Genomic DNA, 24105 nt, shown 5'->3' with positions numbered 1-24105 from the left:
CTCATCTGCCGCGGCGTTGATCCGTCGCGACCGACCTTGGCCGTCCGTGGGATGGCCCAATCGCAACCTGTAGGAGGTTTGTTATGAACTGTTCGAAGAAGTTTTCGCAACGCTCGGGCTTCACGCTCGTGGAGTTGCTCGTCGTGATCGGCATTATCGCATTGCTGATCTCCATCCTGCTGCCGTCGCTGCAATCGGCGCGTGCCCAGGCTCAAACCGTCGCCTGCGCCGCAAACCAGCGGTCGATCGGTCAAGGCATCATGATCTACGTCAACGAGAACAACAACACGTTGCCATACGGTTTCTGGGACGGGTTGGCCCGAACTGACGGGAGTACCGCGACGGTCGACAACGGCGACAGCGGTGCCGACTGGACGGTCCTGATCCATTCTCTGATCGGCGGCGGCTCCGGCAACTACGCCGATGACGACGCGGCCGAGCAGGGGCGTGCCAAGGTTCGCCAGGTTTACGAGTGCCCAACGGCCATTGCCAGCGAGATATCGGCTGACGCACAGACGCAGCTCACGCACTACTCGGCCCACCCGCGTCTCATGCCAAACATGGGTGACCAAGACGGATACAAAAACGCCACGAGTACTTCCGGCCAACCCTACTGGTCACGGCCTTACAAGATCACACGTGTGACGAACTCTTCGAGCGTTGTACTGATCTTCGACGGTGCACAAGTGCCCAGCACATTCGATGACCCGGATACCCCGGAAGTCGACCTCAACTGGGGTGCCTTCTCTGGTGCATACCGGCTCGACGCGTTCCGCTTTTACTACGACACGTATCTCACCGACGACTACAGCCTCACCCCGGGCATCGAGTGGATGAACCCCGGCAACTCCATCGACATCACGGACGGCCTCGGCCAGTTCAACACCGATGGTGACCAGAATGGCGGCAACATTCGCTTCCGTCACAATGGCGATTCACTCGTCAATGCTCTTAGTGCCGACGGCCACGTCGAAAGCTACCGCGTGCGTGACCAGTTCCAGACCGAGATGACGCGCGGTCAGATCAACGTCCCCACGCCCAACTGATCGATCACTTCTCACGGCACCCGGCCGCCTGATCGCGGCCGGATGTTTTTGTTTCGCCCGCTACTCCACCGGGACCAACGCCATGCAACGCCTTCTCCTTTGCTTCGTCGCACTTCTGTGCATTGCTGCCGATGACCTTCCCGATGGTGGGACGCCGCTGATCGACGGACCGACGGTCGAAAAGCTTGAGGTTCACCTGCCCGATCCGGACATGGCCGAGGTTGTCGTGGTCGACGTGGACAAGGACGCAGGCGGCGATCTGCCGCCCGACGCAAAGGCGTTTCGGGTCCAGACCATCGGGCAACCAAGCAACCCGTGGGACATCCAGCTTCAGTTCTTCCCGGACAAACCGATCAAACGCGGCGACGTGCTGCACGCCAGGTTTTACATGCGATGTGCCGAGAGCATGACCGGGTCGGGCACGGCGGGCATCGTCTTCCAACTCAATCGCGACGGCTACGACACGTCGGTCAACTTCGAGTCGAGCACCGCCGGCGCTTGGAAGCGGATCGACGTGCCTTTCATCGCGGGCCGAGACTTCGACGCGGGTGATTCCCAGATCTGCATCAACACCGGGTTCTCCAATCAGACCGTGGACATCGCCGGCGTGGAGGTCCTTCACTACGGCGACGCGCTCGGAACGGCCGACCTCCCGAAAACCCCGGTGAGCTACTCGGGACGCGAGGACGACGCGGCATGGCGCCAGGCAGCGCTGGAGCACATCGAGCAAATCCGTACCGCCGACCTGACCGTCCGCGTCGTCGATGCCGCCGGCAATCCCGTCGAAGGCGTGCGTGTCGAGATCGACCAGACTCGCAACGCATTCGCCTTCGGCTCCGCCGTCGTTGCCAACCGGCTGGCAGGCACGGAACCCGCCGACGACTGGTACCGCGACATCGTCGACGAGTTCTTCAACGAAGTCGTTTTCGAGAACGATCTGAAATGGCCGTTCATGGAATTCAACGACTTTGGCGTGTCCAAGCCCGCCGACATCGACGCCGCGCTCTCGTGGTTGGACCAACACGACAAAACCGTCCGGGGGCATGTCCTGGTCTGGCCCGGCTGGCCGAACCTGCCCGAACGATTGCAAGCTCTCGCCGACGAGCCCGAGAAACTTCGCGCCGAGATCTACACGCATGTTCGCGAGACCGTGACCACCCATGCGGGACGGATCGACGAATGGGACGCGCTGAACGAGCCGTTCAACAACCACGACGTCATGGACATCCTCGGCGACGAGGTGATGGCCGAGTGGTTCGAAGCCGCCGATGAAGCCGCCACGGCCGCCGGTGCGGATGACACGAAGTGGTACATCAACGACTGGGGCATCCTCGCCGCCGGTGGTTCAACCAACACGCCGCACCATCAGCGATACTACGAGATCATCCAGATGCTCCTCAACGCCGGCGCACCGATCGACGGCGTAGGCGTGCAAGGGCACTTCGGCTACAGCCTGACCGCACCCGAAACCCAACTCGCGATCTACGACCGCATCGCCGAGTTCGGCCTGGCCATCAAGGTCACCGAGTACGACCTCGACGTCGACGACGATCAACTTCAAGCCGACTTCCTGCGTGACACGCTCATCGCCGCATACAGCCACGAAGATGTCGACGGGTTTTTGGTGTGGGGCTTCTATGCCGGCAATCACTGGCGACCACGGGCGGCCATGTTCGACGAGGATTACCAGCCCCGCAACCATGCCCATACCTGGCGCGAGCTCGTCCTCGATCAATGGCACACCGACATGGTCCGCACTACCGACGACGACGGGCTCGCCCAAGTGCGAGGCCATCTCGGCACTTACGACATCACCGTCACCCTCCCCGACGGCACGACCAAGACCCGCCAAATCGAGCTCACGCGCGACGGGGCTGACATCACCATGAACTGACCCAAGGTGCCGTCCAGCCCGATCGACATGAACTGACGTGTGCCAAAAAGAACATTCGGTGACCGAACCAGCGCTTCCTGATAGCGTTAAGTCGGCATGACGCAGTCTTTCGGCGGACGATCTCGACTTCAACCTATTCTCATCACCGCCGCCGCACTTTCGGTGGCGGGGTGTCTGTCACCCGAGGCGGCGGTCGAGGACGCCGACAAAACCGCGTACGACATCATCCAACAAAAGCAGGCGTCAGCCCTTGGTACGACTCGGCCGTTCTCGATCGAGTCGCCCGAAGACCAACTTCGTCGCCGGCTGATGATCGACCAGGCACTGCCCGGCGCGGGCCCGGCGAGCTTCGGCCGGGAGTACCTCACACCCGTCCCCAAGGAACCGGCCGGCGTGACCGGTGGCGTGCCGCTTCCGGAGAGCGCACACGTTGCTTCGCAGCGCAAGGTCAACGTCACCGGCACCCGCACGCCGACGATCGCCACGGACGTCTTTTCGACGCAGATCGGCACCGATCCCGGCAGTGCCGCACCCGCCGCCGACCCCGGCTTCGTCGGCCCGATCCGTCTCGAACGGGCCACCGGCGACAACGAACCCGAACCCGTCGTCCTCACGCTCATTGATGCGCTGAAAATCGGCGCTCGCAACAGCCGGGCGTACCAGACCGCGAAGGAGGGCGTGTTCATCACCGCGCTCAACCTCGACTTTGAGCGCGACCAGTTCGAGTTCCGCTTTGCCGGCCTGCTCGAGGCGGACGTGTTGAGCGAACTCGAAGGGGCCGACACCAGCGGCGTGGTCGTCTCGCCGTCGCTGAGCCTCGACAAGGCGTTCAAGACCGGTGCCTTGCTCACCACCCGCATCGGCCTCGACCTCTCGCAACTGCTCAGCGGAACGGAAGAAGAGTCATTCGGGCTGTTCGCCGATGCGTCGATCACGGTCCCGTTGCTGCAAGGTGCCGGCGTCGAGATCGTGACCGAGCCGCTCCAACAGGCCGAGCGGAACGCGATTTACTCCATCTGGGACTTCGAACGGTTCAAGCGCGAGTTCGCCGTGGATGTCGCGACGCAGTACTTCAGCGTGTTGCAATCGCTCGACACCATCGCCAACAGCCAGGCCAACTACGACCGACTGCGCTACAACGCCGAACGATCGCGTGCCTTTTTCGAGGAAGGTGAGCTGCCCGGAATTCAGGTGGACCAGGCGGTCAACAACGAGCTCGACGCCCTCACCCGTCTGATCAGTGCCGAGCAGCTTTACGAGGAGCAACTCGACGCGTTCAAGGTGTTCCTCGGATTGCCGCCGGACGCGACGATCGAACTGGACCCGGCGGAACTTGAGCGGCTGCAACCGTTGGCCGAGCGCGTGATCGGAACCGAAGCCATGGCGTCGATCAGGCTGCAGTCCACGACGTCACCCGCCACCAACCCCGGCAGGGCCGATGGTGATGCCGCGACCCAGCCCGCCACCCGGCCTTCCACAAGGCCGACGACCGGACCCGCCACCCGACCGGGAACCCAATCTGGAACTCAGCCAAGCACCCAACCGGGCCGGGACCGCTCCAGCGGCGAGAACACGTCGTTCGCCAATCCGCTGGAGGACGCCGACCGACTGTTCCGCGACTCGGCGATCAAGATCGCGCTGGCCAATCGGTTGGACCTGAGCATCGAGTTCGCCCAGGTGATCGACGCGCAGCGGGCCGTGGTCGTCGCGGCCGACGGTCTGGAAGGCGTGCTCGACTTCTCCGCCGGTGCCGCGGTGGGCAGCAGCCGGGGGCCGTTCAGCGGCAACCTCGATAACGACCTCGACCTAAACTTTTCAGACGGAACCTACTCCGGCGGGTTTCGGTTCGACCTGCCGATCGAACGCACCGCCGAACGCAACGCCTACCGCGTGGCGTTGATCGAACTCGACCGCGCCATTCGTGACGCACAGGAGTTCGAGGACGCCGTGAAATTCGACATCCTCTCAGCCCTGCGGTCGATCCGCGTCGCCGCCGAGAACCTCCGCATTCAAGCCCAGGCCATTCGCGTTGCCGAACGCCGGGCCGCGGCGGCGAATCTGCTGCTCGAGTTGGGCCGCGCCGAGGTGCGTGATGTCACCGAGGCCGAAGACGCCTTGGTCGACGCCCAAGACGGCTTCACGGCGGCTTTGGTGAGCTTCTACCTGTCCGAGTTAGAACTTCAACGCGATCTGGGCGTACTGGAAGTGAATGAAACCGGCATGAATTCAACGGTTTTGGACCTGATCGGAAGCCCGGACTCCTAAGCTATTCTTTTCTCCCCTTCCTCTTCCCAAGAACCATGACCGCCACCAACGCAACCCGTCGCACCAAGTCCGGCCCGATTGTCGCGGCCAGTGTCATCCTCGCGGCCGTCATCGGCGGGGCGGCCTACATGACCCTCGGCGGCGAGTCCGACAACACGGCCGACCAACTCACCTTCGTCACCAAACGCGGCCCGATGGTCGTCACCGTCAGCGAGTCCGGCACCATCAAGGCCGCCGAACAGATCATCATCAAGAACGAAATCGAGGGGCAAACCACCATCCTCACCCTCGCCGAGGAAGGCTCCCAAGTCGAGGAAGGCGATCTGCTGGCCGAGCTCGATGTCAGCCAATTGAGTGACCGGCTTGTCGATCAAGAGATCGCGGTCCAGAATGCCGACGCGGCTTACGTCCGCGCGACCGAAAACCTCGCCGTCGCCGAGAACCAGGCCAAGGCCGACGTCTCCAAGGCCAGGCTCGACTTCGACTTCGCTGTCGAAGATCGCAAAAAATACGTCGATGGCGAGTATCCCAAGCTGTTGATGGAAGCCGAGAACGCGATCGTGCTTGCCGAGGAAGAGTTCGAGCGCGCCAAGGAAAAAGTTGACGGCAGCCAACGTCTCTTCGATGAATCGTTCATCAGCGAAACCGAGCTCAAGGCCGACCAACTCAGTCTGAACCGCGCCGAGGTCAACCTGATGCTCTCGCGTGAAGACCTGAAGCTGCTCAACGACTACACCTACAAACGGCAAGTCGCCCAACTCGACGCCGACGTGGAACAAGCCGAGCTGGCACTGGAACGGACCGAGCGCAAAGCCCGTGCCGATGTCGTTCAGGCCGAAGCAGACGTGCGGGCCAAGTCCGCCGAACTCGAACGCCAGAAGTCCAGGCTCGTCAAGATCAAGGACCAGATCAGCAAGGGCAAGATCTACGCCCCGCGCGGCGGATTGGTCGTGTACGCCACCACCGGCCGTGGCGGAGGCTGGCGCGGCAACCAGGAACCCCTCGCCGAGGGGCAACAAATCCGAGAGCGCCAGGAACTGATCTACCTGCCCACCGCGACCGACCGCGTCGCCGAGATCAAGGTCCACGAGAGCAGTCTCGACCAAGTCCGTATCGGCCTGCCGGTTCGCATCACAATCGACGCACTGCCCGGCAGCGAATATTGGGGCCGGGTGTCCAAGATTGCACCGCTTCCCGACGCGACCTCATCCTGGCTCAACCCGGACCTGAAGGTTTACAACACGGAGATCACCATCACCGGGAACGGCGATGAACTGCGCACCGGCATGAGCTGTCGGGCCGAGATCATCGTCGAGAACTTCGACGAAGCGACCTACGTCCCGGTGCAATCGGTCGTCCGCGTCGCCGGCCAGCCGACGGCGTTCGTGATGACCAAGGACGGCGAGATCGAACAACGCTCGGTCGAAGTCGGCCTCGACAACAACACGATGATCGTCATCACCGACGGGCTCAACGAAGGCGAAAAAGTCATGCTCGCACCGCCGCTCGATGACACCGGCACGACGGGCGCCATCGACGCCGACGCGATCCCCGCGGAGCAGCGTGAAGCCGCCGAGCAAGCCAAGTCGAACCCGACGGCCAAACCCGCCGAGTCCGACGAAAACGCCAACGCCCAGCAGCGTGGCGGACAACGCGGCGGCATGCCCGACGCCGACACCATGGCCAAGTACCGCAAGGCCCAGCAGGAGCTCGAGGCCAAGATGACCGACGAGGAAAAGGCCGAGTTCAAACGGCTCCGCGACGATCGCGACTTCCAGGGCATGATGCGTTATGGCCAAGAGATGGCGAAGAAGTACAACGTCGAGATGCCGAGTTTTGGCGGCGGTGGCCGATGAGCGAATCCGTCACGCGCGACGCCGTCGTCGACCTGCGGCAAGTCCGCAAGACCTACATCATGGGCAACGAAAAAGTCCACGCGCTCGCCGGCGTCGATCTGACCATCCAGCCCGGTGAGTTCGTCGCACTTATGGGACCGTCCGGTTCGGGAAAGTCGACGATGCTCAACGTCGTCGGCACACTCGACCGCGTGACCTCCGGCGAATACCTGCTCCAGGGCCAGGATGTCTCACGGATGAACGATGACGAACTCTCGGACTTCCGCCTGCGTGCACTCGGCTTTGTGTTTCAGTCGTTCAACCTCATCGCGCAGCTGACCGTTCGCGAAAACATCGAACTGCCGTTGTTCTACCTCGATAGTGACCCGGCCCGCGCGGCGGAGACGGCCGCGAAGTTGGCCGAGACCGTCGGGCTCGCCGACCGCCTCAACCACCGGCCTTCGCAGCTTTCTGGCGGCCAACAACAACGCGTCGCCATCGCCCGCTCTCTCGCCAACGACCCGCCCCTGATCCTCGCCGACGAACCGACCGGCAACCTCGATACCGCGACGAGCAACAAGATCATGGAGCTGCTCGTGAGTTTGTCCGACGCGGGCAAAACGATCGTGATGGTGACCCACGAGCCGGAGATCGCCGCCTTCGCGGCGAGGAACATTCACATGCGTGACGGTCTGATCGAGCGGGACGAGTGCCGATCGGTGGTCGCCGCATGAGCAAACTCCTCCGCAACATCCGTCTGGGCATCAAGACGCTCCTGCTGCACAAGCTGCGGTCGGCGCTCACGATGTTGGGCGTGGTGTTCGGCGTCGGCAGCGTGATCGCGATGCTCAGCGTCGGCGAGGGTGCGAGTCGAGAAGCGCGCGAACAGATCAGAAAACTTGGCTCCAACAACATCCTCATCGAGAGCCAGGAACCCGTCGAGGAAGCCAGCAACTCCGGTGGCCAACGTACGCGGCTCAACAAGTTCGGCATCCTCTACGACGACGTCGACCGTATCCGCAGTACCATCCCGTCGGTCGCCCGCGTCGTCCCGGCCAAGACCATCCGCGAAGAAGGGCGGCTCGGACGGAACGTCGAAGAACTCCGCCTTGTCGGTACCACGGCCGACTGGTTCGAGCTTGTTCCCCGGCCTGTCCAGGCGGGGCGGGTGATGAGCCGACAGGATGAACTGAACTTCAATGACGTGGTCGTGCTCACCGAGTCGGGCGCGCGCAAACTGCTGGCCGGCGAGTCGACCGTCGGCAACCGTGTCTCCATCGGCGGCGGCAGTTACGAAGTCATCGGCATCGTCCAGTCCGCCGGCGACGGCACGGCCACCGGCGGGACCGGCTTGCCCACCCCCGACCAGGACGTCGACGCCTACGTTCCGCTCGCCGTCGCCAAGGAACGCTTCGGCGACATCTTCGTCGAAATCTCCGCCGGCAACTTCTCCCGCGAGGAAGTGCAGTTGCACCAGATGATCGTCGAGGTCGACCAGATGGAGAACGTGCCCCAGACCGCGGACGCGGTGCAGCGCGTGATGGACCTGCACCACCCCAAGGGCGACTACAAGATGACCGTCCCGCTCGAACTGCTCCGCCAAGCCGAGCGGACCAAGCGGACCTTCAACATCGTGCTCGGCTCGATCGCCGGCATCTCGCTGCTCGTCGGCGGCATCGGCATCATGAACATCATGCTTGCCTCGGTCACCGAGCGCACCCGCGAGATCGGCATTCGCCGCGCGATCGGGGCACGCCGGTCCCAGATCATCCAGCAGTTTCTCATCGAAACGCTCGTGCTCACGACCGTGGGGGGGCTCGTCGGCATCGGCGTCGGGCTGGTCATCCCTGCGGCAATCACCTGGTACGCCGGCATGCCCACCCAGATCATGCCGTGGATGCTCGCACTTTCGGTCGGCATCAGCGTGGTCACCGGCATCATCTTCGGGCTCTATCCGGCCGTCCGCGCCGCCAACCTGGACCCCATCCAGGCCCTCCGGCACGAGTGACGGCTGCGGGCAACCGCGGACCATCCCACGCCGCCGCACAACCCGTGCATTTCCCCCGTGTTCTCAAGACCCCGAGCCGCGCGCAACGCGTGGGTCGATAATCTGAATTTTTGCTGACCCCGCCCCGATCACCGTGACGCATAGGGGGGCACGAGGGCTTTCCATGCGCGGCAATCGCCGCGATTGCCCTTTCGACTGCATCCGTACGCGCTCCAAGTTTCCGGGAGACCCCATGAAATCCGCCCACGCCGCGCTCCGCCGGGCCCAAGCCGCCCCCGACTTCACGATCGACGCACTCGACCGACGGCTTTTACTGGCGACGTTTCCGGTGACTTCGTTTCTACTCGGTCCGCTGGAGTCGCTGGTGGGCGGTGCACAAACCACGGTCACGGCCGGTAGCGCGGGGCAGTCCGACACATACGAGTTCGACTCGTTCTACGACGGCAAGGTCAGCGTCGCCGTGAGACCACTCGATCCGTCGATGCAACTGAGGGTGACGTACGACGGCGTGACAGAAACCGGCGCGGTCGGTGAGCCCGTGATTCTACGCAACGTCGCCCGGCCCGCCGGTCCGGAGTCGGTCGGCGTCGAGGTGCTCACCGGCAGTGGCGACTACCTGATCGACTTCGCCACCAACGCCGACTGGGAGCTGGAGAACTTCGGCGGCCCGTCCAACGACATCGCACCGGCCGCCCAGGCCATCGACGACTCGGCCATCCCGCTGGGCACCGGTGACCGCATGGCCGTGCGTGGTTCGACGGACAACGGCGCGGTGGATGTGTTTAGCTTCGACGTCGCCGCCGAGCAGCCGGTGTCGGTCGCGATCTCCGGGGTGGCCGGGTTCGACGTTCTCGACCCGGCCGGCAACATGATCGTCGACGCCGCCGATGGTGCGGGGAACGTCACCGAGTTCGTCAAGCACTTCGAAACCACCACGGCCGGCACCTACTTCATCCGTGTGACCGGCTTCTCCGCCGGCACATACAACCTCGTTGCCACCCGTGGCCTTACCCTCGGCATCGACGGCACCCAGGATCTGCTACCCGGCACCGACGTCGCCGGCTTCGGGCAGGCAAGCAGCGGCGGCAACCAAGTCACCGAGTCCGAGTTCAACGACGACATTTTCAGCGCTAACGACGCGGACTCCGACGGCACCGCGATCGTCATCGACGGCTTCATCGAAGGCTCGTTCGGCGATGTCGACATGTTCTACCTCGGCTTCGTCAGCGAGTTTGACATCCTCGAGATCGATCTCGACCTCGTCGATTTCGGAGGCGATTCGATCCTGCGTCTCTTCGACGAATTCGGCGATGAGATCGCGTACTCGGACGACGACAACCCGGACGATGAACTCGACGAGTTCGGTGACCCGGTCGACGACAGCAGCCTCGCGTCGTACATCTTCTTCGATGCGTTCGACTTCGGCTACCAAGGCGATGTCTACCTCGGCGTTTCCTCATTCCCCAACGACTTCTACGACCCGTTCGGCGGCGGCGAGCCCGACTTCGACGGCGAAGATTTCAACTATCAGGTCAACGTGTCGTTCAACGGCAACACGCCCGACGGTTCGGGCGGGGGCGACCGGTACGACCTGATCGTCAACGCCGGCGAAACCATCACGCTCAGCGCCGCCGACAGTACCGAGTTCTTCGTCGACCTCGCGTTGGACCTGTTCGACGAGACCGGCACGCTGATCCTTTCGGCCGACGACACCAACGGGTTTGATCCGTCGATCACGTTCACCGTTCCGACCGGCACACCCGCCGGCTCGCGCTACACCGCCGTCGTCCGCACCAACAGCGGCTTCGGCGGATACCTTGTCGGCAGCGATCACAGCATCACCGTCGGCCCGACCGTTACGTCGGCGACCTTCACCGACCCGTACCGCAGCTACGACCTCGACGGCGTCGCGAGCTTCCCCGAGTCGATCAGCGTCACGCTCAGCGATGCCGTGCTGCTCAGCTCGGTCGACCTCGGCGATCTGCAGATCATCACACCCGACGGCACGTCGCTTTCGGCCAACGGCTTCACCCAAATCTCGGGCAACCGGTTCGTCTTCGACACGTTTGGCCTGTCCGCCGAGCCGGGCTTGTATGAGCTGCGCATCGAATCGGGCGATCTGCTCGGCGCGAGCGGGCTGCCGCTTGCCGAGACGTTCAGCCAGACGTTCGACTTCCTCGGCGGGCCACGCGTCATCGGCAGCAGCGTCATGCCCGGCGACATTGTGCCGGCGGGGCCGTTCACCTATCGCGCGACCTTCGATCGACCGCTGATCGACTTCGTCAGTGGCGGCTTCTTTGGCCAGATCATTCTGACCCTCGACGACGTCACGCTCACCGACGCGATCACTGGCGCGACGATTCCCGGCTCCACGCTGTCCTACCAGGAGCCCGACGACGAAGACCCGTACTTCGACTGGAGCGTGAACGATCTCGATGAAGGCGTGTGGGAGCTTCGGCTGCTCGCCGAACCACTGCCGAACCCCGACGGCACGTTCAACGACGGCCCGCCCCGGATTCAGGGACTCGGCGGCATCTCGCTCGACGGAACGCCATCGTTCGGTCTGCCCTCGGGCGATGGCGTGGTCGGCGACGACTTCGTGGTGAACTTCCTCGTGGATCGCACCGGCGTGACGGCGATGCCCGCGCTCGAAGCCGTCGAGCCGTTCCAGAGCGGCATCTACACCTCGCGGATCGGCGGCACGATCACCGACCCGGCCGACGTCGACACGTTCTCGCTCGCCAACCCGGGTGACGGGCCGATCGCGCTGACACTCACGCATGTGGGCGGGGCGGGGCAGTTCCGCGTGATTGTCCGGGACAGCGGCGGGACCGAACTGGCTAACGTCGCCGCCGATGCCGCAGGTGGCGATGTCGTGTTACCGGTTCTGTCGGGCACCGACTTCGAGATCGAGGTCACCAGCGTTGACGGCGGCACCGGCGCGTACCGCATCGACGCCGCGTATGGCGCGACCAACGCCGAGGCTGGCGACACCGCCGCGACCGCAACCGATATCGCCCCGACGCTCATCAGCTACACCAACGGCTCGGGCCGATACGGCGCGCTCGGTTCGGTCTCGACGAGCATCATCGAAAGCGTCGAAGAACTCAGCGGCGGGTTCACGCTGTACGAGCCGAGGGTCGTGGAGTTTGCCGCGGGCGCCGATCCGGTCGGCGATGTCGTCTTCCAGTTCGACAGCAGCGAGCCGTTCAGCGCGGGCGAGCTGTTCGTGAGTTTAGAGGGTGTCGTCTCGCGGTTCGTCGGTGGCGGTAGCAACAACGTCAACGCCCGACGGGTCACGATCAGTCCGGAGCAATACCGCGAACTCGCCGCCGACGGCGTGATCCGCATCAGCGTCCGGCCCAACATCGGCGTCGTTACGGGTGGCAGCCCGACCAACGAAGTCACCATCACCGAGTCCAAACCTGTCGCCGACGATGCGGACCTCTTCCGCGTCCCGACCGCAGCCGGCGAGGAGGTGTCGCTCTTCATCGACAGCACCGAGTTCTCCGACGTGTTCGTCCGCTTCGAAGACGCTAACGGGAACGTCCTCGCGTCCGACCAACCCGGCTCCGAACAAACCAGCTTCCCCAACGAACGCATCGCCACCTATGTCCCTGACCAAGACGGCGAGGTGTATGCCCGCGTCGTCGGCGCGGGCGGGTATGTGCTGACCGTCGGCAAGGACGCGACCGTCCGCGGCCATGCGTTCAACCCCGCGAGCATCATCGGCCCGTCGGGCAAGTCCATCGACGATCTCCGCGCGTTCAGCGCGTTCGTGAACTACCGCTTCTTCGCCAAAGCCGGCGATGTCGTGACCGTCGAGACCGGCACGCCGTTCATGCCCGAGGGCAACGATCTCAATCCCAGCATCCAGGTATCGAGTCCGAGCGGCGTTTCGCTCGGTGCCGACGGCGACTCGGGCGAAGCTGTCAACGCGCGGCTCACGTTCACCGCCACCGAAACCGGCTATCACAACATCCGCGTCAACCGCAACAGCGGCGGGGGCCTGCTCACGCTCACCATCACCGGCAACAGCGCCGACGACATCCCGCCGACGATCGTCGAAGCCACACCCGCCGACGGCGGCCTCGCGGGGGGCGTCGCCGAACTGCTGTTCCGCTTCGATGAGCCGGTCCAACTCGGTGCCAACGCCGCGGCGGCACTGAGCGTCGACAACGAAACGACCGTCAACGCGGTCGAGATGATCGACGCGTACACCGTCCGCTACACGCTCGACAGCCCGGGCGGCAACTTCGACTACGCATACACCCTTGCCGCCGGCGCGGTCACCGACGTTTACGGCAATGCGAATGCGGCGTTCGCCGGCATCTTCGTGGTCAACCCCGGTGGCCCGGTCTACGTCGATTCCACGCCCGCACAGGCCGCCGCACCGTTTTCGGAAGCCCGGTTCAACTTTGACTTCCCGATCGATCCGGCCAGTGTCACGCTCGACGATCTCATCGCCTTCACCGGTCCCGGCGGCGTCGACCTGCTCGATCAGATTGACTCGTTCAACGGCATCGAGGTCGTCGACGGCTCGATCGTGCTCCGCTTCGCGGATCAGACCGTCAACGGCGACTACACGTTCACCTTCCGCCCGACCATCCAGAACACGCTCGGCACCGCAATCGACCAAGACCAGGACGGCACGCCCGGCGAGGTCGGTGACGACAACGTAGTGGCCGTTATCACACTCGCGAATCCGGATCTGGCTGTCGCGGCCGCGACCGCGCCGCCGACGGTCACGATGACCGTCCCATTCGTCGTGGACTTCACCGTCGAAAACGTCGGCACCGACCCGGCAACCGCGCAGTGGGCTGATCGCATCCTCATCTCCACTTCGCCGATCCTCGACGGCACGGCCGAGTCGATCTACTTCGAGCGAACCGCGGACGTGATCCCGCTCGCCGACGGCGCGACGTACAACCGAACGCCACAGATCACGCTCGGCCTCGACACCAATCGACCGCCCGGCACGTACTACCTGCACGTCGTCGCGGACACCAACGGACAAATCACCGAAGCCAACGAAGCCGACAACATCGTCACGATCGGCCCGATCACGGTCGAGGCACCCGCGCTGCCGAACCTGACCGCGACCAACGTCACCGCGCCCGCCGCGGCGTCGTCGGGTGAGACGGTGAACGTCACCTGGACTTTGACCAACGCGGGCGATCAGGACTTCACCGGCACGTTCAACGAACGCCTGTTCATCAGCACAGACGACACCATCGGCGGCGATCAGTTCCTCAAAGACGTTCCGTTCACCGGCACACTCCTCGCGGGCCAGTCGATCAGCCGCACCGCGACGGTTGATGTACCGCTCGATGCCGATGGCGAGCGTTGGTTTGTCGTCAGCACCGACATCGGCGACGTCGTCGAAGAATACCTGAACGAGACAGACAACGCCGGGATTACGTCGACGCCAACGACCGTCACGCTCGCCCCGCAAGTCGACCTGATCCCAAGCAATATCCAAGGCCCGACGACCGCACTCTCGGGTGAGACGATCGTCATCACCTGGACCATCACCAACGACGGTACGGCCGACTTCAACGGAACCTATTCCGACCGGCTCTACCTCAGCAGCGACGACACGATCGGAAGCGACAGCTTCATCGGTGACTTCAGTTTCACCGGCACCATTCCGGCGGGCTCGTCGGTCCTGCGAACGGTCGACATCACGCTCCCGGTCGATCTCGACGAGGATCGCTTCATTGTCGTGCAAAGCGACGTGTTCAACCAGGTCGTCGAAGTCGGTGGTGAAGCGAACAACGCCGCCGTCTCCAACTTGCCGATCGACATCAGCCTCGCACCGCAGCCGGACCTGGTGACGTCGAACGTCGACGGGCCCGACAGCATGTTCAGCGGTGAGACGACGACGGTCACCTGGACCGTGACCAACCAAGGAACGGCCGACACCAACGCGAGCGTCTGGTACGACCACGTCTACCTTTCACTCGACGATGAGATCAACACCGGCGACCAGTATCTCGGCCGGGCACGCAACGCCGCATTCCTGCGACCCGGTGAGAGCTACGCCAACAGCCTTGATGTCACGATCCCGATCGAGTTCGCGGGCAACTACCAGTTCGTCGTCCGCGCCGACGGCAACAACAACGTCCGCGAGGTCGGCCTCGAAGACAACAACGACGCGGCCAGCCAGACGATCGACGTCCAACTCACGCCGCCGCCGGACCTCACGGTCGGGTTCAGCAACTCGCCCAACAACGCCTTCAGCGGGCAGCCCGTGCTCGTCACGTTCCGTGTCGACAACATCGGCCAAACGCCCAGTGGCGGCTTCAACAACCGCATCTGGCTCAGCAACGACGATCAACGCGGCGGCGACACGCTGTTGCAAACCTTCTCCAGCCCCGGCATCGCGGCCAACGGGTCGGTGGTTTACGAGCAGTTCGTCACGATCCCGGTCGGTCTGAGCGGTGAGTTCTTCTTCCTCTTCGAAGCCGATGCCATCAACCAAGTCTTCGAGGGTCCGTTCGAGAACAACAACCTCGCCTCCGAGGCGGTCAGCGTGTTGCTCACGCCGCCGCCGGACTTGGTGGCGACGCCCGTATCGGTGCCGACCGAGCTTGTCTCGGGCAAGCCGGCGGCGATGACGTTCCGCGTCGACAACCTCGGCTCGACCGCGACCGATCGCGGTAGCTGGACCGACGCCGTCTACATCTCCGACGACGACATCCTCGACGGTACTGATCAACGCATCGGCACGCGAAACTACAACGGCGTGCTCCAACCCGGCGAGGGCTACGACACGACCATCGGCTTCACTGTGCCTGTCGACGCGAGCGGCACGCAGTTCCTGATTCTCCGCACCGACTACCTTGTCCGCGTTTTCGAGCTCGACCGCGACAACAACCTCATCGCGTCATCGGTCGATGTCGCCGAGGAACTGCCGGACCTGCGAATCACGTCGAACAACCTGCCGTCGACCCTCGTGACCGGCGAGCCGATCCTCGTCGACTACAGCGTCGTCAACGAAGGCATCGGCGACACGCGCACAGGCCAATGGGAAGACCGGCTTTACCTGTCGACCGACGAGACGTTCGGCTTTGGGGATCTGTACCTTGGCAGAGTCCTGCGCGACGAGATTCTCGACGCGGGCGAGTCGTACGACGCGTCACTGTTCGCCGCCGTCCCGCAAGGCACCGATCCCGGCGACTACTTCCTCATCCTACGGACCGATCACAACAACCGGGTCTTCGAGGGAGAGGACGAGGTCGACAACGACATCGTCGTGCCGGTCGCCGTCACCGAGAACTTGCCCAACCTTGTCGTCAGCGACATCGCCCCGCAAACCCCGACCGTCAGCGGCAGCCCGATCACCGTCACCTGGACGACGACCAACCAAGGCGGGGGCCCGACTGAGACAGACTACTGGGAAGAGTCGGTCTACCTCTCGACGGATTCGATCTTCGATCCACGCGATCCGCGGATCGGCATCTACCGCAACTACGACATCCTTGATGCCGGCGAGAGCTACACCGGTGGCATCTCGTTCACCGAGCAAGTGCCGGGCGACTACTTCGTGATCGTCGTGACCGACTCGTTCCAGCGCGTGCCCGAAGGGGTCGCCGGCGAGGTCGACAACATCACGGTACAGCCGATCACCATCACGCCCGGCCCGACGCCGGATCTGATCATCACGAGCATCGACGCGGCCGACACGGGTTTCTCCGGCCGCGACATCGACATCGACTTCACCGTCCGCAACGACGGCGATCTCACCACCGGCCGCAACTTTTTCACCACGTTCTACCTGTCCGCCGACACGTCGTTCGACTCCGGCGACCAAACGCTCAAGAGCGTGCTCGTGGGCGACCTCGACGCTCAATCCGAGTTGCCGTTGAACACGAGCGTGCGTCTTCCGGCCGGCGTGACGGGCAACTGGTTTATCGTCGCCCGGGTCGACTCGGGCGGCTACATCCCCGAGCGCAACGGCGAGCTGAACAACACCGCCGCCGATCCCGACGGCATCGATATCGAGCTCGCGCCGCCGGTCGATCTCGTCGCGGGCCTGATCCCGTTGCCGGTCGACGCTTTCGCGGGGCAGGACGCGTCGATCACCTACTCCGTGACCAACAGCGGCCCGGCCGAGATCATCGGCAGCTGGACCGATTCGCTCTACATCTCGGCCGACCCGGTCTGGGACATCAACGATCCGCTCTTCTCCGAGGTCCGCGTCACCGGCCCCGTCGCCGATGGCGAGACGTACACCCGCACCGCGACCGCGCCGCTGCCGGGCCTGCCGACCGGCGACTACTACGTCATCGTCCGCTCCGACATCCTCAACTTCATCGTCGAAACCAATGAGGACAACAACGCGTCGGCAACGATGGACGCGTTCGAAATCACCATCCCACAACTCACGCTTGACGTGCCGGTGGACACGACCGTTCAGGGGGGACGGTTCGTGTACTACCGCGTCGAGGTAACCGCCGATCAGACGCTCCTGGTGGATCTCAACGCGACCAGCGGGTTCGGTGCGACCGAGCTTTATGTGAAGTACGACAGCGTTGCGTCCCGCAACAACTTCGACTTCGCCTACGACCGGCCGCTCCAGCGCGACCAACGGGTCGTGGTCCCCAACACGCAGGCCGGCACCTACTTCGTCACGGCGTTCGTCTCCGAAACCGACTTCTCACCGGACAACGATCTGACGATCACCGCCCGGCTCGTGCCGTTCGGCCTGCTCAGCGAAAACCTTGGGATCGGTGGCAACGCGGGGCTTCGCACCGTCGAGATCGACGGCGCACGCTTCGACCGCACCGTCACCGCGACACTTGTTACCGGCGGCACCGAGATCGCCGCGCAGAGCTACTTCCGTGTCGACGACGCCAAGCTCTATGCCACGTTCGATCTCACCGGCATCGAGGCGAGCAGCTTCGGCCTGCGGCTCGACAAGGCCAGTACCGGCGAGTCCGATCTGACGCTCGACGTCTTTGAGGTCGTCGACACCCTCGCGACCGATGGCGCGCAGTTCAACGGCATCACCCCCGGCAGCGCCCGCCCGGGAGCGCCGACGCCGCTGACCATGTCGTGGGGCAACAGTAGTCTCAACGACGTGTTCGCACCGGTGTTGCAGTTCAGCGACATCGGCATCGGTTATGGCTTCGGCGGTGACTCGATCACCCGACCACGTCTGACGTTCGTCGGCCTCGCCGATTCCGGGCCGCGCGGCATCCTCCCCCCCGGCGCCGCGTCCTCGATCGTCCTCACCAGCCCCGGCGGTCTCACCGACGGAACCCACGACGTCAGCGGTTTCGTGCTCAGCGAGGACCCGAGCGTGCCCATCGACTACGAACTTGTCCGGGAAGACCTACGGGAGCTGCAACCGACGTGGTCACAGGACCGCTTCGATCAGGCGTTCGATCGGATGATCGAGGTGGTCGGACCGGATTGGGGGGCACTGCTCACGGCGATGTCCGAGAGTGCGAACCGACTCATCACCAACCCGCAGGTTGCCTTCGTTCCTGAGTTGCTCGAACTGAACTTGATCGCCGCTTATGCCGAACTTGGCCGCTCGATCGGCGGTCATGTGACGGCCGACAGCTTCCGCGTCGACATCGCCAACCGCGTTGTCGAGGCTCGCAACATCGACACCGGCGAGCGGTTCCTCACGACGACGTACCGCGACGGTCGGTTCCATCTGCTCGATGTAAGCGAGGGCACTTACCGGCTGACCGTCACTGATGGCCTGCCGATCGCTGACGTCGAGGTTCAGGTCGGTGCCGAAGATGCAGTCGCCGGGATCGAAATCGCGCTACAACAGAGTTCGGAGATTCGCGGCACGGTGTTCGATGGCGACGGGTCGCCGGTGCAGCCGGAAGTGACACTGCTCGACGGACCGCCGGTTTCGCTGCGTGGCGACGTCGACGGCACGTTCCGCATTAGCGGCCTGGAAGCCGGCGATTACCGGCTGATGGTCGATGCCGACGGATTGGCCCGACGGATCATCGATGTCACGGTCGGTGGGGATGGTGACATCGTTCTCCTCAACACCACCTTGGAGCCCGAGTCCATCATCCGCGGCAAAGTCACGATCGACGGTCAGCCGATCGGGATCGCGGAACTGCTTGCGACCGTCGACGTACCTGGTCAACCGCCGATCATTGGAACCACTGGCGGGGGCATCTTCCTCGTCGAGCACCTCTCGGCCGGCACGTATGACCTCACGCTCAAGGCCGAAGGCTCCCTGGCCCAGACGGTCTCGGTGACGATCGGTGCCGCCGGGGAAGTCGACCTCGGAACGATCGATCTGACCCTGGCCGCCTCGGCATCCGGGACGGTCGATCTTGTCGACCTGCCCGACGTGCAGCAAATCACGGTTCAACTCTTCCGAGACGGGGAACCTTTCGCCCAGCAGACCATCGGCGTTGATGACGAGTTCAACTTCGGCGATCTCGAAGCCGGTGACTACGACCTTCGCGTGATCGATGGACAGGGCGTTGCGACGCCGGTGCCGTTCTCGCTCGCCGAAGGTGAGCAGCGCTCGAACTTCGACCTCGACGTGTTCCCCGGCGGAAACATCTCAGGCCAAGTCACGCTCAACGGATTTGGCGTCGGCGGTATCGCGGTGTCGGTCACCGAGATCGACGGCGAGTTCGCCTTCACCCGCCGGACCAACGCCAACGGGTCGTACGATGTGGGCGGTCTGCCGGTCGGTGATTACGTCGTGGTCCCGGTCGTCGGTGATGTCGGGAGTACCGCGATCAACATTCCGTCGCTCAATACCGAGCGCGAAATCGATTTCGCCATCACGTCAGAAGCAACGATCGGCGGGATGTTGCTTGGTGCCAACAACGCGCCGGCCGGTGAGGCCATCGTCCAGCTCCGTCGTGCCAACGACGAAGTCGTGATCGCGACAACGCAGACAAATGCCGCAGGCGTGTGGTCGTTCGCCATCCTCGAGCCGGGCGATTTCGTGGTCAGCGCGACCGCCGGTGGCCAGACGTTCGGCCCGACGCCCGTCACTGTCAACAGTGGTGACGATCTTGACCTCTCGCTCACGGCCGGTTCGGCATCACTTTCGGTTCAAACCGCAAATGTCACCGGCGGCGGCGGGGCGCGGGTGTTGCTCATGGCCGTGATCGATGGCCGACTCGATATCCTTGACGGCCAGTTCGTTCCCGAGGGTGCGACCGCGACGTTTAACGGTCTCGGACCCGGCACCTACCAGATCGACACCTTCTACGCCGACGGGCGTGAAGACTCCGAGACGGTCACGATCACCGCCGCAGGCGGCACCGTCGACGCGGACGCCGCGATCATCACCATGCTGACCGGCAACATTGTCGATGCCGCGGGTGATTCGCTCAGCGCGGGCGTCGTCACCCTCACCGACCCGGTCGGCGGCGCCGTCGTCGGCACCAGCGTGCTTCGGCCCGACGGATCGTTCTCGGTCGTCGCTGACCCGGGCACGTACGACGTCACCGTCACCGTCGAGGGCGTGGGATCGGAGGCCTTCGACACGTTGGTGCTCGGGGGAGCACCGCCGCAGCTCATCCTCGACACGACTACGCAACGCGTCACGGGCCGATTGATCGCCGGCGTGAATCCGGTCTCCGGCGGAGCGGTCCGACTGCTCAACGCCGACGGTGTGGAGGTCGGCAGCGCGACGGTCGGGACCAACGGTACGTTCGAGATCTTCGCCATCGACGCGCCGGGCAGCACGATGACGCTCGAAGTCGAACGCCTCGGCTACGCCAGCGATGACATTCCCGTCGTGCTCAGTGGTGGCGTGGACGCGGTCGGTGACGTGGCCGTGACGGCCATCGCCTTCGGCATCGACGCACCAGAACTACTGTCCCTCGCGGAGATCACCGTCCCCAGCCCGGACGACGGCTTCCTCGATTCGCTAAGTCTGGCCAACTTCTCCCGTGCTTCGCTCGGCTTTCCCAACCTTGAAATCTCGACGTTCGGCGACCGCTTCGTGCTTCCGAGCGAAGCGGCGGTCGAGGCCAACTGCCCGGCGTGTCTCGACGAGCTGATCTTCCTCAACACGCTCATCGAGCTTGAGCAGGTCATCGCCCAGCGTGCCCGCGAGGCGAACGAGGCCTACGAACGCACGGCGCAAGACGCGTTCCTCGTCTACGTCCAACGGGCAGCCAAGCTCACCGGTGCGGTCGCGGCGGCATACGTTGGCGTGGCGGCCGCGCTGGGCGTCACGGCCACCTCGGCCGCCGCCACTGCTGCGACCGCCGCTGGCGCACAAGGGACCGGCGCCGTTGCGGTTGCCGGCTTCCTCGAAAGTGCGTTCTTCGCGACCGGCGTGCTCGACGCGGTGGTCGGCCTGGGTCAGGCGGTCCGCGGACTGGTCAGCCCGTCGACCGACGTTTCCGTGGCTCAACAGAAAGTCAACGCGGCCAACAACAGCGTCGGTTTCCTCAAGGGAACCTTCGATACCTCGGTCGCAGCGCTGACCAAAGTCATCGACAGTGCCGACGACTTCTACCAGACAGGCTTCACCAACGTCGGCGCCGCCTCGGCCGTTCTTGGCCTGTTGCTCGATCTGAAGAACATCATCTTCGACGACGGCATCTACAACGACATGAAGGACCGGCTTGCCGATGTTGAGCGAGACCTGCGAATCGCCGAGACCGCGATCTGGCAGCTCGATCAAATGCGGCCACGCATTGAAAACGCACACCAGCGATTCAAGCTCTGCCTTCAGAACAACTGCGACGATCAACCCGACTGGGACGAAGTCGATCGCCTGCGTCGCTGGCAGGCACGTCTGGCACGGGTCGAGTCGTTCGACCCCAACGACATCCTCGGACCCGAGGGTTATGGCGACAGCCGGTTCGTCACCGCTGAGGAAACGCTCGGCTACCGCATTCGCTTCGAGAACGAGGAGACGGCGACCGCGCCGGCGCAATTCATCCGCATCGAGAACCCGCTCGACGATTCGTTGGACTTCCGCACGTTCCGCCTGGGCGGCTTCGGGTTCAACGACGTCACTGTCGAAGTGCCCGAAGACGTGCCGTTCTTCCAGACCCGGCTCGACCTGACCGAAACCAAGGGCTTCCTCGTCGAAGTCACCGCCGGCATCGACATCATCTCCGGTGTCGCGTTCTGGGAATTCGAGACCCTCGACCCGGACACCGGCCAACGCCCGGTTGACCCGACCATTGGGCTTCTTCCGATTAACGACGGTACCGGCATCGGCGAGGGTTTCGTGGACTACACCGTGCGGTCGCGAACCGACACGCCCACCGGTACGGTTATCGCGGCCGAAGCATCGATCATCTTCGACGCCAACGCACCGATCCTCACCCCCGAGTGGGCGATCACGATCGATGGCGACAAGCCGACGAGCATCGCGTCGGCACCGACGAACTCGGAGACAACAACGTTCAACGTCGCATGGGCCGGGTCCGACCCGACAGGCGGCTCGGGTCTGGCGACGTACAGCGTGTTCGTCTCGGTTGACGGTGGTCCGTACGAGCCGTGGTTGCTCGGAACCGAACTGACCAGCGCTCCGTACCAGGGTGCCGCAGGGCGAACGTACGAGTTCGTCACGATCGCTCAGGACAACGCCAGCAACCGAGAGGCATTGCCGCAAATCGCCGACGCGACCGTGGTCGTCGCGGGCTCTTCGGTGGTCGGTCGGCACATCTTCTACAACGACAGCGGCTTCGACGGCGACGCCGGCCCCAGCGTCAACGACGATGCCGCCATTGCACCGGACAAGGTCGCGTTGCTCCCCGGCGGCGTTGCGACTTTTGCCAACTACACCAGCTACATCAACGGGCTCAACGGCATCATGATCGATATCGCCGGCTTGCCCGACGGTGATGACCTCTCGGTCGACGACTTCGCGTTCACGGTCGGCAACGACAACGACCCGGAGGCATGGACCGAAGCAACCGCACCGACGAGCATCACCGTCCGACGCGGGGCCGGTGAGGGCGGCAGCGACCGCGTCACGCTCATCTGGGACAACGGCGCGATCACCAAGACCTGGCTGGAGGTCACGGTCCGCGCCATGGCCAACACCGGCCTGAGCGCACCCGACGTGTTCTACTTCGGCAATGCCCCGGGCGAAACCGGCAACATCGCGACGGACGCGATCGTCAACGCCGGCGATGTCATTCTCACCCGACAAAACCTCAGCGGGTTCTCGTCGATAGGGCTCGACAGCAACTTCGACTTCGACCGTGACGGCGATGTCGATGCCGGCGACGCCATCATCGTTCGCAACAACCTCAGCGGCTTCACGCCACTGCGCTTGATCAACCTGAGCGGCGAGTCCGACGGTGGGCGCGACAGTGGCGGTGCCAAGGGAACCTTCGGCGGCGTCATCGGCGGGCGTACGCCGTTCGGACGAACACCGCTGCTCTCCAGCGGCGGCAATGACGACGACCAGGCAGGACTGATCGGACGCATGGGAATCTAACCAACGTTCAAGAGGGAACGTGTTACATTGAGGGTCGGCGGACCCATTTCACAGGAGAAAACGAGTTATGTTCAAATCCACCACTTTCATCGCGACCACGGTCGCGTTCTGTCTCGTCGGCTCTGCCCGAGGGGCGACGATCGACGTCGGAACGTTCAACCTCGCGGCGGACACGCCGGGACAGACGCTGGAGATCAACGTCACGGGCGGCGATGCCGTCGCGGGCGTGGACTTCTTCGCGGAGATCTTCAACGACGCGCTGGCCGTGACGCCGGTCATCGCCGACGTCGACTTGCTGACCGGCACGATCTTCGGCGAGCTCGGGTCGGCCAATCAGACCAACTCGATCGCCGAGCCGACCCGCATCTACAGCATCATCGACGCGACCGAAACCGCCAATGCCGATGGGCTACTCGTCACACTCGAGGTCGATACCACCGGCGTGAGCGACGCGAGCTTCAACCTGCTGCTCGCGGGCGTCGCCGACGGGGCGGCGGACACGCAGTTCTTCGACCTGGCCGGCGCGGGTATCACCACGAACATCGTCAACGGCCTGATCGTCGTCGCCGCGGTACCGGAGCCGGCGCTTGCCGGCCTCGCCGGTCTGGGCCTGCTGTTGCGACGACGATGATCCCAAG

8 protein-coding genes are annotated in these 24105 nt (G+C 64.1%); all 8 read left to right on the top strand.

Annotated features, from left to right (window positions below; translation table 11 throughout):
• Positions 1-83: 83 nt before the first annotated feature.
• The 8 genes from AAGD32_00240 to AAGD32_00205 all read left to right on the top strand — a co-directional run bounded on the left by AAGD32_00240 (position 84) and on the right by AAGD32_00205 (position 24098).
• Positions 84-1046 (top strand): prepilin-type N-terminal cleavage/methylation domain-containing protein, encoded by a 963-nt coding sequence (locus tag AAGD32_00240; GenBank protein ID MEM8872661.1) that lies wholly within the window; start codon positions 84-86, stop codon positions 1044-1046.
• Positions 1047-1128: 82 nt separating this feature from the next.
• Positions 1129-2940: an endo-1,4-beta-xylanase gene (locus AAGD32_00235; GenBank protein MEM8872660.1), complete on the top strand. Its 1812-nt coding sequence runs from the start codon at positions 1129-1131 to the stop codon at positions 2938-2940.
• A gap of 96 nt (positions 2941-3036) precedes the next feature.
• Entirely contained in the window at positions 3037-5205 is a 2169-nt protein-coding gene (locus AAGD32_00230; protein ID MEM8872659.1) for a TolC family protein, read from the top strand.
• Between the two features lie 35 nt (positions 5206-5240).
• Entirely contained in the window at positions 5241-7061 is a 1821-nt protein-coding gene (locus AAGD32_00225) for an HlyD family efflux transporter periplasmic adaptor subunit (GenBank protein MEM8872658.1), read from the top strand.
• Positions 7058-7774, top strand: coding sequence for an ABC transporter ATP-binding protein (locus AAGD32_00220; GenBank protein ID MEM8872657.1), 717 nt, complete (start codon positions 7058-7060; stop codon positions 7772-7774). Before AAGD32_00225 ends, AAGD32_00220 begins: the two co-directional genes overlap by 4 nt.
• Positions 7771-9048, top strand: a complete 1278-nt coding sequence (locus tag AAGD32_00215) for an ABC transporter permease (GenBank protein ID MEM8872656.1) — start codon at positions 7771-7773, stop codon at positions 9046-9048. Before AAGD32_00220 ends, AAGD32_00215 begins: the two co-directional genes overlap by 4 nt.
• Positions 9049-9280: 232 nt before the next feature.
• Positions 9281-23467, top strand: coding sequence for a CARDB domain-containing protein (locus AAGD32_00210; GenBank protein ID MEM8872655.1), 14187 nt, complete (start codon positions 9281-9283; stop codon positions 23465-23467).
• A 67-nt stretch (positions 23468-23534) separates the two neighbouring features.
• Complete coding sequence (locus AAGD32_00205) at positions 23535-24098, top strand: hypothetical protein (GenBank protein ID MEM8872654.1); 564 nt, start codon at positions 23535-23537, stop codon at positions 24096-24098.
• Positions 24099-24105 lie beyond the last annotated feature (7 nt).

Source organism: Planctomycetota bacterium (genome assembly GCA_039182125.1).
Taxonomy (GTDB): domain Bacteria; phylum Planctomycetota; class Phycisphaerae; order Tepidisphaerales; family Tepidisphaeraceae; genus JBCDCH01.
The sequence above is the reverse complement of the archived record's forward strand: the minus strand, read 5'-3'. Positions and strand labels throughout refer to the sequence as shown.